The 13,631-nt window shown below is 59.4% G+C and carries 16 protein-coding genes and 1 pseudogene; 8 read left to right on the forward strand and 9 right to left on the reverse strand.

Features of this window, described 5'->3' with window-relative positions; translation table 11 throughout:
• Positions 1–16: 16 nt before the first annotated feature.
• From ACR0MM_RS14170 to ACR0MM_RS14190, 5 genes are all read right to left on the reverse strand, one after another.
• Complete coding sequence (locus ACR0MM_RS14170; RefSeq protein WP_170372559.1) at positions 17–1,030, reverse strand: GDP-mannose 4,6-dehydratase; 1,014 nt, start codon at positions 1,028–1,030, stop codon at positions 17–19.
• Between the two features lie 113 nt (positions 1,031–1,143).
• Entirely contained in the window at positions 1,144–1,416 is a 273-nt protein-coding gene (locus ACR0MM_RS14175; RefSeq protein WP_480696867.1) for a hypothetical protein, read from the reverse strand.
• A gap of 502 nt (positions 1,417–1,918) precedes the next feature.
• Complete coding sequence (locus ACR0MM_RS14180) at positions 1,919–2,491, reverse strand: glycosyltransferase (RefSeq protein WP_480696869.1); 573 nt, start codon at positions 2,489–2,491, stop codon at positions 1,919–1,921.
• Positions 2,492–2,506: 15 nt separating this feature from the next.
• Complete coding sequence (locus ACR0MM_RS14185; RefSeq protein ID WP_480696871.1) at positions 2,507–2,794, reverse strand: helix-turn-helix domain-containing protein; 288 nt, start codon at positions 2,792–2,794, stop codon at positions 2,507–2,509.
• Positions 2,795–3,412: 618 nt separating this feature from the next.
• Entirely contained in the window at positions 3,413–3,697 is a 285-nt protein-coding gene (locus ACR0MM_RS14190) for a hypothetical protein (protein ID WP_480696873.1), read from the reverse strand.
• Between the two features lie 301 nt (positions 3,698–3,998).
• On the opposite strand from ACR0MM_RS14190, the gene nusG reads away from it, so the two are divergent.
• The gene (gene nusG / locus ACR0MM_RS14195; protein WP_480696875.1) at positions 3,999–4,559 is read left to right on the forward strand and encodes a transcription termination/antitermination protein NusG; all 561 of its coding nucleotides are present in this window, start codon (positions 3,999–4,001) and stop codon (positions 4,557–4,559) included.
• Positions 4,560–4,564: 5 nt separating this feature from the next.
• Here the strand turns inward: nusG and ACR0MM_RS14200 are convergent, their stop codons facing one another.
• Positions 4,565–4,984: a hypothetical protein gene (locus ACR0MM_RS14200; protein WP_480696877.1), complete on the reverse strand. Its 420-nt coding sequence runs from the start codon at positions 4,982–4,984 to the stop codon at positions 4,565–4,567.
• A 150-nt stretch (positions 4,985–5,134) separates the two neighbouring features.
• A pseudogene (locus tag ACR0MM_RS14205) lies at positions 5,135–5,598 on the reverse strand (phage head spike fiber domain-containing protein).
• Positions 5,599–6,326: 728 nt separating this feature from the next.
• Between ACR0MM_RS14205 and ACR0MM_RS14210 the strand changes: the two are divergent.
• The 3 genes from ACR0MM_RS14210 (at position 6,327) to ACR0MM_RS14220 (ending at position 9,175) form a co-directional block, all read left to right on the forward strand.
• Positions 6,327–7,127 carry a metallophosphoesterase family protein gene (locus ACR0MM_RS14210; RefSeq protein WP_480696879.1) on the forward strand — a complete coding sequence of 267 codons (801 nt, stop codon included), beginning with the start codon at positions 6,327–6,329 and terminating at the stop codon, positions 7,125–7,127.
• A gap of 116 nt (positions 7,128–7,243) precedes the next feature.
• Positions 7,244–7,747, forward strand: coding sequence for a sugar transferase (locus ACR0MM_RS14215; protein WP_480696881.1), 504 nt, complete (start codon positions 7,244–7,246; stop codon positions 7,745–7,747).
• Positions 7,748–8,389: 642 nt separating this feature from the next.
• Complete coding sequence (locus ACR0MM_RS14220) at positions 8,390–9,175, forward strand: GNVR domain-containing protein (protein WP_480696883.1); 786 nt, start codon at positions 8,390–8,392, stop codon at positions 9,173–9,175.
• 267 nt (positions 9,176–9,442) lie between these two features.
• On the opposite strand, the gene ACR0MM_RS14225 is transcribed toward ACR0MM_RS14220, so the two are convergent.
• Positions 9,443–9,622 carry a hypothetical protein gene (locus ACR0MM_RS14225; RefSeq protein ID WP_480696885.1) on the reverse strand — a complete coding sequence of 60 codons (180 nt, stop codon included), beginning with the start codon at positions 9,620–9,622 and terminating at the stop codon, positions 9,443–9,445.
• Between the two features lie 86 nt (positions 9,623–9,708).
• A complete protein-coding gene (locus tag ACR0MM_RS14230; protein ID WP_093963355.1) occupies positions 9,709–10,233 on the reverse strand; it encodes a CBS domain-containing protein in 525 nt (174 codons plus the stop codon).
• A gap of 125 nt (positions 10,234–10,358) precedes the next feature.
• On the opposite strand from ACR0MM_RS14230, the gene ACR0MM_RS14235 reads away from it, so the two are divergent.
• The 4 genes from ACR0MM_RS14235 to ACR0MM_RS14250 all read left to right on the forward strand — a co-directional run bounded on the left by ACR0MM_RS14235 (position 10,359) and on the right by ACR0MM_RS14250 (position 13,565).
• Positions 10,359–10,544, forward strand: a complete 186-nt coding sequence (locus tag ACR0MM_RS14235; protein ID WP_170439636.1) for a hypothetical protein — start codon at positions 10,359–10,361, stop codon at positions 10,542–10,544.
• Between the two features lie 66 nt (positions 10,545–10,610).
• Positions 10,611–11,636, forward strand: coding sequence for an FAD:protein FMN transferase (locus ACR0MM_RS14240; protein ID WP_170359443.1), 1,026 nt, complete (start codon positions 10,611–10,613; stop codon positions 11,634–11,636).
• Positions 11,637–11,651: 15 nt separating this feature from the next.
• On the forward strand, positions 11,652–11,897 hold the full coding sequence (nqrM, locus tag ACR0MM_RS14245; RefSeq protein WP_170341485.1) for a (Na+)-NQR maturation NqrM: 246 nt from the start codon (positions 11,652–11,654) through the stop codon (positions 11,895–11,897).
• On the forward strand, positions 11,898–13,565 hold the full coding sequence (locus tag ACR0MM_RS14250; protein ID WP_480696888.1) for a sulfatase-like hydrolase/transferase: 1,668 nt from the start codon (positions 11,898–11,900) through the stop codon (positions 13,563–13,565).
• Positions 13,566–13,631: the final 66 nt, after the last annotated feature.

Consider the following 13,631-nt stretch of genomic DNA (forward strand, 5'->3'; position numbering starts at 1 on the left):
GGTCCGGGTCACTAGATCATTTGCCGTGGTATTCGCGGAACCATTCGACAAACTGAGCGATTCCATCCTTGAAATCGGTCTGCGGACGATACCCGGTCAGGCGTTGCAGTAGGTCGGTATTGGCCCATGTCGCCGGAACATCACCCATCTGCATGGGCATGTAATTCCGGATCGCCTTCTTGCCCACGGCTTCCTCGATTGCTTCGACGAAATCCATGAGACGCACCTTGTCACCATTCCCGATGTTGACCACACGATAGGGCGCGACCGGCGACAGGCTGTCACCCTTCTCGATATCCTCGGGGCTGTCCGGACGGGCGGGGACCGCATCGATCAACAACCGGATCCCGCGCACCAAGTCGTTTACATTGGTGAAGTCGCGATACATTTCGCCGTGATTGTAGATGTCGATCGGGCGCCCATCCAGAATTGCATCGACAAACTTGTACAGGGCCAGGTCTGGACGGCCCCAGGTGCCGTATACGGTGAAGAACCGGAACATGGTCGTGGGCAGATCCCAGAGATGGGCATAGGAATGTCCCATCGCTTCGTTCGCCTTTTTGGTGGCAGAATAGATCGTCAATTGGGTGTCGGCCTTTTCCACCTCGGTAAAGGGCATGTCTTCGTTTGCCCCATAAACCGAAGAGGTAGATGCCATGAGCAGGTGCCCGACCTTGTGCTGACGGGCCACCTCCATCACGTTGAACGTACCCACAACGTTTGAATCGATATAGCTGCGCGGGTGTTCAAGGCTGTAACGCACACCCGCCTGAGCGGCGAGGTGAACGATAACCTCGGGCTGGAATTCGTCGGCAACCTGCATGAGACGTTCGTGGTTTTCCAACAGATCCTCGGTTGCTGAGAAGCCGGGCGTCTGCAACAGCATCTGATGGCGGCGCTGTTTGAGAGTGACGTCGTAGTAATCCGTCATCCCGTCATAGCCATGGACCTGAAACCCTTCGGACAACAGCAGCTTGGCCAGGTGGAACCCGATGAAGCCCGCAGTGCCCGTAATCAATACCCGTTGCATGAAACCCTCGAACGCAAATCAATAATCCCGACCATCAGGGACCCTTTCGACCCGCCAAGGTCAAGGGGATTATCGGTCGGTGGGGCCTCATATCCGATGCAGGGCGGGGCGCGTCAACCATTTGCCGCGTCCAGCCCCGCATTGACCCGCGAGGGCAGGAATTGATCCAGCGCCCGACCCCAGGTCGTGATCGGCTGTTCCTGGATGAGGACAATATCGTTGGGGCGCAGTTCCATACGGGCCGCGATCGACAATGCCGCAGGATTGCGCGCATCCAGGTACCAGGCAGTGACCGCACCGAATTCCTCAGGCTTGGGAGGGGCACGAAGAACATAGATTTGCGACGCGTCCGCCGTTCTGGTGCTATAACCGCCTTCGCCGAACAAAGCACCGGCCAGGCTCAGGTGCTGGCCGTAGGGCAGGGGAACACGAGCGTTCTTGCGGAACTCTCCCCGCTAGACAGACATAGTCGCGCTGTTCGGCGCCCAGTTGGCTGCGAACCGTGAAATTTTGCGTGTCTCCGTCAGTTCGGCGCGGCGCAAACCGACCTCTTGCTCAAGTTCGGCCAAGGCGGCCCCCGAGCCTCCCGGTTTAGGCTGATGACGTCGATCTGATCACGATAAAACGCAAGAGCCCGGTCTAGGTCATAACTGGTATCGGCAAACACCGCGTCTCCATTCAAAAGGACCAGTTGCCGGAACTCCGGTCGGGCCTGATAGTCGCGCAACGGAATCTGATACAAGTCCCCACTGCGGTAGATGCGGATCGTACCCAGTTCGTCAGGCGTCCGGCCGCGGCAATCGCCTGACCGAGTGTCAATGGAGCGCCGGTCAGCGGGACCACGACCGGCGTTGCAACCAGCCCGCCTACCGCGACGTGTTTCGAGTTTTACGCCACCACCTCCAGCGACACGACCCGGTCGCGTTGGCGTCTGGCCAGCGCGTCGAACACAGCCGCATCCGCCTCACTTATCGTCCTGCCGGCGACTTGAACCCGAACTGCGTCGAGGATCGAGATCGCGCCGTCATCGCGCACCGTAAAGGTTTCCCACTGAGCGCCCGCGCCAGCCAGTCCGGCAACCCGTGCGGAGCGTATAATCGCCACCACATCACCCGTTCCCAGGTGGAAAGGTGGAGCCTTCACACGCGGAGGCGCGCGCCACATCCTCCACCACATCGGCATCTGCAAAGACATCGTCGGAATGCAGCATTCGATGACATCGCCCCGACAACGCCCGATCCCTCGGTTCAAGGCGTCGTACAAACCCTGATCCGGCGCAGAATGCCAGTTCAATGGGCGCTCGCCCTGCCAATTGAGGAGCACTTCAAGCGTCCCGTCTATCGAGCCTCCATCCTGTTCCAGATGCTCGATCTGCGAATGGCTTTGCTCGTCAACGGATGTCAGCGCTTGGGTGAGCGTGTCAGCCCGGTTCAATACAGCCGTAACAATGGAAATCCTCATATGTTCGACCGGATGTCAGGCATCGGGCAAACGAATGTCGAACAACAACCCAAAGGAGGACCGTCTGTCGCTGACAAAACGGACACCGCTGGCTTCAAAGGCTCGCCTCAATTTGCCCAGGTTCCCCTTCCGCGACCGAGGTACCCCGTTCACCTTTTCGTACCGAGTGATGGTGGCAGCACCCACACCGGACCGCTCGGCCAATTCCCGAACGGACCAATTCAGTGCACCACGCGCCGCGCGCAACTGCATTCCGGTCAAGATCTCTGCGTGACTGTTCCGCACGACCGCGGCAGCCCGCATTCTGCAATGGTTTTTGTTTGGCAATAGCTACCGCATCGGAAGAGACTCTGGTCAATCTTCACGCGAGCGCAACTCATGCACCACATCTCTCAGATGAGTGATCGATTTTCAATCGCAAATGTTGTTGCTCAAAAAAACGGAGGGCACGGCATCAGTTTTTTTGACGAAATGACAACCACAAGACCGAGATCGGATCTTCATCTTAGGTGCGGCGAATAACGGTTTGTTAACCATTTCCGCTCAGTCTCCGAGGAGATTACGTAGGGCAGATCAGTGAAGCAGTGGACCGTTCTTGTTGGTGTTTGGACCGCGGTGGTCCCTTGGCCGGCAATGGCGCAGGATCAGTCGGCGATGGAGTCCGCGGTCTCCATTCAAGGCTTTGGATAGCGCAACGTGGTCCGAGCGCGGTGGATGCGCGATGGCAGTCTTAGAGTCAGATGCGACAGGACAAGCAGGGCGGAAGCCAACCCGGAGGTTCCGCAAGTCACACCTGCGGCGACGAACCTTTTCGGCTTGTTGGCACCAGCGCTGGGTCTGGGGGCGGCGGTGGCAGCGATCGCGTCCGGTTCAACTACTCCCACATCGACCAGCAGCACGGGGCGCAATTGATGCCGGACATCAATCAGAGCACTGCTGAATGCCCAATCCGATTAGTTCGCGCCCGGATACGCGGTAGTGCCCATTTACCCGATGGCGCGCGACCTGCATGTACCATTGCCTCAACCCGTCCGGGTAATAACTGGCTACAACTCGGCTCCAGTAGTCGAAACTGGCGTCATTCAAGGCCAAGCCCCAAAAGCTGGGGCAATGAAATCCATAGACGTTGTCAGGCTCGATACAGACGTCCTCGGCCCCCAGATACATGGTGCAGGCCGACAGGCAATAATGCCCTCGAATTTCCACCCGGTCGCCGCGCGCGCGCAGGTGATCCAGCTATTCCGCGCGGCGCTCAATGCGACCGCCGATATCATTCCTTGCGACAAGAACATGCAGACCCGCCCGAACAGGGACTGAGGCTAGTGGAAACGCGATCAGCGCGATGGCCAGTGCACCGGCCTGCAACACCTTGCTCAGCAGAATCCGTGAATTTCCCGCCTTCATGTCGACTTCCCAAACAATCATTTCCACCTGACTGCAAAGGTGTGTCGAGAAAGATTAACGGTCTGATAAATTGTCATTTTTCAGAAAACGCGAGGCTGAAACCGTGACTACTTCGATTTCGACAGACCTTCAGAACATTGCCCGTTGCCCCGACAGCTGGTTTGCTGCGCAATTGCGCCCGAACATGAAGCTGATTGCCGAACGCAACCTTGCCCGACAAGGATTTGAAACCTTCAACCCCGAAAGGCTCGAAACGCGCAGAAACCGTGGGCGCTTGCGGACCGAGGCGCGGCAATTGTTCCCCGGCTATGTCTTTGTCCGATTCAATCCGGCCGAGCCTGGATGGGAGGCCATCAACAGCACCCGCGGCGTGACTCGGCTGGTGACCGGACCAGCCGCCGCGCCACAGGCCTTGCCGCGCGCATTTATGGCCGAGTTGTTCCGCCGATGCGACGGAACCGGCTTGCTGCACCCGGATCCGTCCCTCAAGCAGGGTGATGCGGTTCGGATTTCGCACGGGCCGTTCTCGGGCATTCTAAGCCGGATCGCGGAAATGGACACTCAGGGGCGCATACACCTGCTGATTCAAATCATGGGTCGGGAGGTCCGAACCGCCGTGCCCAGATCTGCGGTACACAAGGTGACCCCAGCCGTGCCCGTATGAATTGATCAACCGGCTGCTTCGCTCAGTCCGGCGGCTCCGACATCCGCGCACCACATCCGGATGTTGGCGATATGTCCGAGCATTCCAGCCCCGATGAGCAAGAAACCGTTCGCCAGCTGCGGCACCCCTTGGACCGGCGCGTTTTTGGGCAAGGACCCTGATACAGCAATGCCGCATTCAGTTGGCGCGTGGCGGGACGCAATCAAAACAGGCTGGTCTCGACCCGCAACAATGACGCCGATACCGGAAGCCACCGAAGTGGCTGTTCCACTGGCGGTTTGTTCGACCACCAGATGCCCCGTCGCGACCGTGTCAGCCTCGACGTGCAACTCGATGCGGTCGCCTGATGGATCGGTCCAGTGAAGGAATGAGACTGGTCCTGTCCCCTGAACAATCTGCAGATTCCCTGACAGAGTGAGGGACACGACGACGGATGCACTGGGATCTGAAAGATGGCCTCAAAACATGGATAGAACATCACCCGCCCGCTGGACTGGGGTATCCTGTGTCGCGATTTATGACGAGGGGCCGTGACCTTTCTCAAACTGTGCGCCCCAGATCAGCACGTATACCGGTTAGGTCGAGCTGGTATCGTAGTAGTCCTCAGAGCTGTAAATCTCGAAGTCCGTACCTGCCGACTGGGTCGCTACTACGGTGATCGCGCAGCGATACCAACCGTTTCCAGCATTCTGGATCTGCGCGGTATGCACAGAATTCACCGTGCCGGTTACCCCGTTCGTCAGATCGAAATAGGTATCCTTAAATGATCCGCGCGTTCGTTCACGTAAGAAAACATAGGCCGGTCTCCGGCCTTGGCGTAAATCGAAAACGTCAGGGTGTCGCCCGAAGTGTAGCTCACGGACTGCCGAACAGCGCCGTCGTATGTCGAGGCGCTGCTGGTCACGCGCGTTGCGGACATTGACCCATCCGTACTGAAACCCGCGTTCGGTGTAATGCTCGACCGTGTGCGGGACCAGGCGGAATTGCCAAAATCACTTGACCAACGCAGCAGGTTTGTCCTTGCGTGGGCCTCGATCAACAGCCCTCGGCTGAGCCATTACCCATCCTCGAACACGTAGTCGTACCGCGGCTTTCCAATAGCCGCGGTCGACACCACACCGGACGAATTGGTGCAAGTACCGACGGTGGAGCGCAAAAAATCAAACAAGTCCGCGAACGCAACCGCTTGGCCGTTCAACCCGCGATGCAGATTGGTCCGGAAATCCGAGACCACATCTGGTACAAGATCGCCAGCTATGTAGGGGCCCCAAGGGTTGGGTAAAGACTGCCTTCGACCGTTGAAGTCAAACCTGCCTCCTTTGAAACGTCCTCCTGGTTTCATGGCTTATCCAACCAAAACAGTTGGCTGGGCATCGTCACCGACCAGCCATAGACGCTCGCCTGCTTTCATCTGCATCGCAAAAGACCGCCCCGGTTGAACCGTGTGACCTAAAGCCGCCTCCAATTCAGGGATGGCATCGTCAGCGATGATTTCAAACCGGGTCTATGCACCACCCACGTTGCTGAGAAGAATATCCTGGTCCGCGGCCGCATCGTGGCGGTTTTCAACAGACCACTGCGCAGCCGGTTTGTAAGTCATCGAAGGCATGGAAAGCTCCTGTTGTTTGTCGGGGGCCACTCTGATGCCGAGGCCCCTTGCGTTGCGCGCCCGCCTCAATAACCTGTTGTTCACAACTACGGCGGTCGCGTCAGCCGGCCCTGTCCGCCATTGCTGCCTGGGCCACAACGCGATAGGGAACAGGTCTGATGATAGGATCGTGGATCAAAAAACTCAGGCGAGGCACGGACGAGCCTGAGCAGGAATCGCCGCTGGAGACCCTGGCACCCGATCAGCGGTTCTATGTCGTTGGTGACATACACGGGCGACTGGACCTGTTGCAGCAACTGCTGACCCGTCTCGATCCGGACATTCCTCTGGTATTTGTTGGGGACTATGTCGACCGTGGAGATTACAGTGCTCAGGTTTTGCATCACCTGCGGCATCTTTCGGAAAACGGCGAGCGTGAAGTGATTTGTCTGCTGGGCAATCATGAAGAGATGCTGCTTCGATTTATCGAGGAACCCAAGCGGACCAGTCGCTTGTGGCTGGGAAACGGTGGGCTTCAGACACTCGCGTCGTTCGGCCTGACGGGAATAACCGAAGCGACACTGGGCGAAGATGCTGTCCAAATCTCGCATCAGTTGCGGTCTGTGATCGGCGACCCGGTTCTGACTTGGCTCGAGAACCGGCCACTGACCTGGTCAAGCGGGAATGTCTCGATCGTCCACGCGGCCCTTGATCCGGCTCTGCCAATCGATGACCAACCGCGCCATGTCTGTTTGTGGGGGCACCCCAATTTCCCGCCCACCGCTCGATTGGATGGCCAATGGGTCGTGCACGGGCATACCATCGTCCCAGATCCAAAAGTCAGTGGGCGGGTGATTTCGATCGATACCGGCGCGTTTGCGACCGGTCGGCTCACGGCGGCAGACATCAGCCCGGGCATCGTCAATTTCGTATCAACCGGCCCCGGCAATGAAGCCTCGGACACCGCCGGTCGGGCATGATGGCCATGGTCAAATGATGATCTCTAAATACTCTATTAACATTAGCTCGGTATTTACCATTCCGCAGCGAAACTCTCGCTGAGCCTACGCGATATCAGACGCTCAGGGTGGGATGGATGAGCATCGATATTGTTGGTTCCCAGGCAGCTTTTTCCGGTTTTGCCGCGCCGCGCGTAGGTCTGACATTCAGTATCACCAAACGCTTCATGGATGTTGCTGTTTCTCTGGCCCTGTTGCCACTCCTGGCGGTTTGCGCAGTCCTGTTGCTCGTCATGAACCACATTCTAAACCGAGGGCCCCTGTTGTTCTGCCAGATCCGCATGGGCAGAGGAGGAAGAGCGTTTGTCGCCTACAAATTCCGTTCAATGAAGCCCGGTCACGGTAAGATCAGGGGGCCCCTATGGCCCGGTTACCGCGCCCGGCTTGGCGTCCGCCCCGGAATCAGCGGCTATGCCCAGACCGAAGTCGGGCACGCACAAAGTCTTGAAGATATTCGGAAAAATTTTGGACCGACCACTACTACATCAATAATCCGAGCCTTGCATTCGAATTTTGGATTATTTGGCGGACGCTGCAGGCGATTGCAGAGTTCAAGGGCAATTGACGCCAAGAAACGGTGACAGAACACAAGCACTTGCAAAGGCCTAACATGACCGACGAAAAACCTCATGGCGCGAACAGGAGCGAGAAAACCGTGGACGGTTTGGTTCTGCTGGCCTTTGCCCGGCTGTGATGGCCGGACAGATACACAATCGCCGGCTGCGCGGGTCTCGGTCTTTTGCTGGGATTGGGGATCTCGCCCTTTGCGATAGAACCCCGCTTCCGGTCCGAAACGACGTTGGTTCTGACACGCTCTGCGGGCTATTCCGACGTGCCGTCGCAAGCCATGACGGGCTAGGTGTCGACATCTCCGCCATCAATACCCAAGTCGAAATCCTTGGCTCTGCTCGTTTGATGCATAGCCCGGCGCTGGAGCTAAACCTCCAGGATGATCCATAGTTCAATCCAGCCATCCTCGCATCGCGTTGGACCGTATTTTGGCAAAATCCGGCGAACCGGTCGGATAGCGAAGCCCTGGGCATTGTCGCGGAAAACGTCACACAGGTGGTATCTATCGAAAACGTCCGGAATTCAGATGTCATCCGGATCGGCGCAACAACCAACCGCCCTCAGAAGTCGGCTGAGATTGCGGATACCTTGGCCCAGGTTTTTGTTCGGGATCAAATCAATGCAAAAGCCGAAGGGCTGACCGAAACTGTTTCATGTTTGTCGGACCGGTTGGCCGGGCTGGAGCAGGAAATCGCCCGGCAGGAGGACGCCATCAAGGTCCTGCGGGCGCCAGCCCCGAAGCACTGGCCGCGCACCTTTTCGAAACCCGAACAAGGTTGGCCAATCTGCAAAGCCGTCTTCAAGAGCTTGACCAACTGGACCAGACACTTGTTGACTTGGACCCCGAACCCTTCAAAGGCGAGGTTCAGGAAGTCATTCATGGTCGCCTTCCCACCAGCCTTTCAAGGCAGGTTGCCACGAGGGACGCAGCAGCAAGGATAGCTCTCGCCGAACGTGTTTCAGAATTGATCGCCCAGAATGCCAGTGTGACAGCCGAACTGCGCCAGTTCGAGCGCGACGCCCGTGTAACCCGGTTGCTGCACGAAACCTTTATTTCCAGACTGGAGGAAGCCGCCGTCCAACAGGGCGCACAAACGCCAGACAGCCGCATAATCTCGGCGGCCACTCCGGGTAAACAAGTTGCACCGCGTTCTGGTCTGATCATGTTTCTTGGGGTGATCGCCGGGGCGGCTTTGGGGCTGGGCATCGTTCTTTTCCGGCAAATCCGGCAATCCACGGTTCCGACTGGAGCCAATCTGGAGCTGGCCGCCAGCGCAGTCAGTTGGTCGGGTACCTATCCACAAATCCGACGTCACCGCTCTTGGAGACGGCCAGAATCCTGCGAACGTCGCTGCTGTCGCCATATGCGGACGCTCCACCGCAGGTCATTCTGTGCACCTCGTCGGTACCGGATGAGGGTAAGACCACGATGTCGATAGCCCTTGCGCAAAGCATGGCGGGGCTCGGTCGATCTGTTCTGCTGGTCGAAGCCGACATCCGGAGCCTGTCTTTCAGGTAGTATTTTCCAGACAACCCGAACGGTGGGCTGGTCACAGCGCTGACCGGAGGGACACCCTTGGGCAACCTTCTACGTACCGACACCCGGTTGTCGGTCAATGTTCTGATGGGCGAGCGCAGCACACGCAGCGCCGCGGATATTTTTCGTCTTCTCGCTTTCATGACCTCATGCAGAGAATGAAGGCAGACTACGACAATACTCTGATCGGCAGCCCACCGATACTGGCCGTTCCTGACGCCCGGGTAATCGGGCAGGCCTGTGACGCGATCCTTCTGTCGGTTGCACCGGCCACCACGTCCCGCGCCCAGTTGGCACAAGCGCTGCGCGAGTTTTCCAGCGTGAACTTGCAGGTCACCGTGCTGGTCATCTCGGACCTGGGGTCTGCCCGAAAGCAGACCAAGGCAGGCGGTCAGTCCTATGGGGCATATGCCCGTTACTACAACGTGCGACTATCTAGCCGACGATCATCTGCTTCATGCGCAGGGCTTCGTATTCCAGCTCTTTCAGCCGGAAATGCACGACATCTCCGATGGTGATCATGCCGCAAAGCTTGCCGTCGCGCAGAACCGGCATGTGGCGGAATCGCCCCTCGGTCATCGTCTTCAGCACATCCATCAGCAGGTCGTCCGGTGTGCAGGTCCGCACATCGCGGGTCATCAACGCCTCGACCGATTGTGGCAGCGTCTGACCCGGAGTATCCGCCATGCGGCGAACGATATCCCGCTCGGACAGGATCCCCTGCAATGCGCCGTTCTGATCGGTGACGACAACCGCCCCGATGCGTTTCTCCTTTAAAATTTCGACCACCGAATGGATGGTGTCATTCGGCCGAACCGAAAACACCGCATCACCTTTTCCTTCCAGCAATTTGGCGACAGTGGTCTGAGTATGTGACAAATTCGACTCGGCGGATTGGCTGTAAGTGCTTGACCCGGCCTTGTCGCCACGTGTCGGGGGCTGGTAAGAGCTTGGGGCCATGGGCGGTCTCCTCCTTCAACGCTACAGGCTGTCCTCACCACCTTATCGCAGCAGAGAAACCTGTATAGGGTGCAAATTCAAAAACCGGTGCAACCGCGCCGGGTCGCAAGGAAAAACCGGACCCCGTGACCCAACTCCATCTCTCTCCTGCGGTTGCCGCCCTGATCTTCCTTCTGGTCGTGATCTGCGGGCATAATTTCCGCAAACTGTGGAAAGAACAGCCCCCGGGTTGGCAGAAACGTGCGTGGCTGTTTGGAGTGCCCGCTGCGGTCGGGCTGCTGGTCCTTGGCTTCCTGCCGCTGGCGCCCTGACGCAGGTTTGACTCTGGGTGGGGCCGCTGGCATATGCCGGGCAACACATTTCCAGGAGATCGCCCCATGCGCCGACTGCTTGCTCTGGCCCTGCCGCTTGTTGTTTCTGGCTGTCTGTTCGACGAGGAGCCCGAGATCGTCCGTCTGTCCGGCGAAACCATGGGCACGACATATCACATCACCGCAATCGGCGAGGATCTGGACGAGGCTGCTCTGTCCGCCTCCGTGGAGGAAACGCTGGCGCAGGTAAATGCCAAGATGTCCAACTGGGACCCGAATTCCGAAGTCTCGGTCTTTTCCGCCTCGGCCAGCACCGACCCGATGCCGGTGTCACAGGAATTCGCCTATGTGATCGCGGCGGCCAACCAGGTGCACGAGCAAAGCGGCGGCGTTTTCGACGTGACCCTCGGCCCGTTGATCGAGCTGTGGGGCTTCGGCCCGCGCAAGCCCGAAGACCCGGTTCCGTCGGATGCCGAGATCGCGGCGGCGCTGGAACAGGTGGGGCAGGCCCGCCTGCTGACGCTGGATGCGCAGGCCGGGGCGCTGGCCAAGGCGCTGCCGGGCGTGGGGATCAACCTGTCGGCCATCGCCAAGGGCTACGGGATCGACGCCGTGGCCGAGACGCTGCAAGAAGCCGGCATCGAGAGCTACATGGTCGAGATCGGCGGCGACCTGGTGGCCCGCGGTCAGAACGACAAGGGCGAGGCCTGGCGCATCGGCATCGAAAAACCCGAAACCGGGTCGCAGACCATCCAGTTCATCGTGCCGTTGGACAACCGCGGCATGGCGACTTCGGGCGATTACAAGAACTTCTTCGAACAGGACGGGGTGCGGTATTCGCACATCATCGACCCGACCACCGGACGTCCGATCACGCATCGGACGACCTCGGTCACGGTTCTGGCCGAAAATGCGATGATGGCCGATGCCTGGGCCACTGCGATGCTGGCGCTGGGGCAGGAGCGGGGGCTGAAACTGGCCGATCAGCTGGGTTTGGCGGTGTTTTTCATCTCGCGGGATGTGACAGGCGGCGAAGATGCCTATATCACGGTACAAAGCAGCGCGTTCAAGGATGCGCTGGGATCGAACTGAAGGGCGGGCCGGCCGATGAGCACCTTTATCCTCGCGTTTGTTCTGCTGCTGATCATCATGGTCGGCATGTCGCTGGGCGTGATGCTGATGGGCAAGACCATCAAAGGCAGTTGCGGCGGATTGAACGCGATTTCGGGGGCCGACAAATGCGTGGTGTGCCAAAAGGACGTGGACCCCAACAGCCCCCTGCGTGACAAGCTGCATTGCAAGCGCGCCCGCCGGATGGTGGAGCAGATGGAAAGCCAGGGCGCGCAGCACTGAATGGCCAAGGCCCGCAACATCCTGTTCATCATGTTCGACCAGCTGCGCTGGGATTACCTGAGCTGTTACGGCCATCCACATCTGCACACGCCCAATATCGACCGGCTGGCCGCGCGCGGCGTGCGGTTCACGCGGGCCTATATCCAGTCGCCGATCTGCGGCAGCTCGCGCATGTCCACCTATACCGGGCGCTATGTGCAGTCGCATGGCGCCTCGTGGAACGGCATCCCGCTGAAGGTGGGTGAGCTGACCATGGGCGACCATCTCCGCAAGGCGGGGATGGACTGCTGGCTGGTCGGCAAGACCCATATGCGCGCCGACGCCGAGGGCATGGCGCGGCTGGGCCTGGAACCCGACAGCCTGATCGGCGCGCGCGTGGCCGAATGCGGTTTCGACGTATTCGAGCGCGACGACGGTATGCGCCCCGAAGGCCCCGACGGGTTCTATGACCCCGACGGGGCCCGCGCCTATAACTCTTGGCTGGCTGACAAGGGGTATGACAGCGACAACCCCTGGCACGACTTTGCCAATTCCGGTCTGGATGCCGATGGAAACGTGTTGTCCGGCTGGTTCCTGAAAAACGCGCCGCAGGCCGCGAACATCGCCGAAGAAGATAGCGAGACCCCCTATCTGACCACGCGCGGCATGGAGTTCATGGAAACCCATGACGGCCCGTGGTGCTGCCACCTGAGCTACATCAAACCGCACTGGCCCTATATCGTCCCCGAGCCCTATGCCTCGATGTACGGGCCCGGGCATGTTCTGCCCCCCAACCGGTCCGAGGCCGAACGGGCAGAGGCGCATCCCGTGCTGAGCGCCTTCATGCACACCAAGATCGGTCAGACCTTCTGGCGGCAGGATGTGCGCGAGGCCGTGATCCCCTCCTATATGGGCCTGATCAAGCAGGCCGATGACCAGATCGGGCGGTTGCTGGACTGGATGGACCAGACCGGCCGCATGGACGACACGATGATCGTGCTGACCTCGGACCATGGCGATTTTCTGGGCGATCACTGGATGGGCGAAAAGACGTTCTTCCACGACGCTTCGACCAAGGTGCCGCTGATCATCTACGACCCGTCCGAACAGGCCGATGCCACGCGCGGCACCGCCTGCGACGCGCTGGTCGAGTCGATCGACCTGGCCCCGACATTCGTCGAGGTCGCGGGCGGTGCGGTGCCCGACCATATTCTGGAAGGCCACTCGCTGCTGCCCATCCTGCACGGGCAGGCGGCCGAGACCCCGCGCAAATTCGTGATCTGCGAATACGACTATTCGGCCTCGCCCATCGCGGAAACGCTGGGCGTTTCGGTGCGCGATGCGGCGATGTTCATGGTGGCCACGAAAAAATGGAAGCTGATCCATTGCGAAGGCGGGTTCCGCCCGATCCTGTTCGATCTGGAAAACGACCCCGGCGAGCTGACCGATTTGGGCGACAGCGCGGCCCATGCGGATGTAATCGCGCAGATGTACGACCATCTGTTCGCCTGGGCCCGGCGTCCGTCGCAGCGTACCACGCGCTCGACGGCCGAGCTGGTCGAGATGCGCACCAAAAGTCGCGGCAAGGGCGTTATCCTGGGCGCCTATGACGAAAGCGACGCACCGCCCGAGCTGACGGTCAAGTATCGCGGCCGCAAGGCGCGGCACTGGCAGCAGATCAGGAAATAGCCCGACGCGGGGCGCATCGCCGCAAAAGGCGGTTCACGATGCGGCGGGCAGGGGATAGAAGAACGG

This window comes from Ruegeria sp. BC6, from assembly GCF_056539185.1.

Bases quoted from the DNA above. Each gene is read 5' to 3' on its own strand.
- ACR0MM_RS14170 (WP_170372559.1), bottom strand. From the start codon at position 1,030: ATGCAACGGGTATTGATTACGGGCACTGCGGGCTTCATCGGGTTCCAC.
- ACR0MM_RS14180 (WP_480696869.1), bottom strand. From the start codon at position 2,491: ATGAGGATTTCCATTGTTACGGCTGTATTGAACCGGGCTGACACGCTC.
- ACR0MM_RS14185 (WP_480696871.1), bottom strand. From the start codon at position 2,794: ATGCGGGCTGCCGCGGTCGTGCGGAACAGTCACGCAGAGATCTTGACC.
- ACR0MM_RS14210 (WP_480696879.1), top strand. From the start codon at position 6,327: ATGATAGGATCGTGGATCAAAAAACTCAGGCGAGGCACGGACGAGCCT.
- ACR0MM_RS14215 (WP_480696881.1), top strand. From the start codon at position 7,244: ATGAGCATCGATATTGTTGGTTCCCAGGCAGCTTTTTCCGGTTTTGCC.
- ACR0MM_RS14220 (WP_480696883.1), top strand. From the start codon at position 8,390: ATGTTTGTCGGACCGGTTGGCCGGGCTGGAGCAGGAAATCGCCCGGCA.
- ACR0MM_RS14225 (WP_480696885.1), bottom strand. From the start codon at position 9,622: ATGACCAGCACGGTGACCTGCAAGTTCACGCTGGAAAACTCGCGCAGC.
- ACR0MM_RS14230 (WP_093963355.1), bottom strand. From the start codon at position 10,233: ATGGCCCCAAGCTCTTACCAGCCCCCGACACGTGGCGACAAGGCCGGG.
- ACR0MM_RS14240 (WP_170359443.1), top strand. From the start codon at position 10,611: ATGCGCCGACTGCTTGCTCTGGCCCTGCCGCTTGTTGTTTCTGGCTGT.
- nqrM (WP_170341485.1), top strand. From the start codon at position 11,652: ATGAGCACCTTTATCCTCGCGTTTGTTCTGCTGCTGATCATCATGGTC.
- ACR0MM_RS14250 (WP_480696888.1), top strand. From the start codon at position 11,898: ATGGCCAAGGCCCGCAACATCCTGTTCATCATGTTCGACCAGCTGCGC.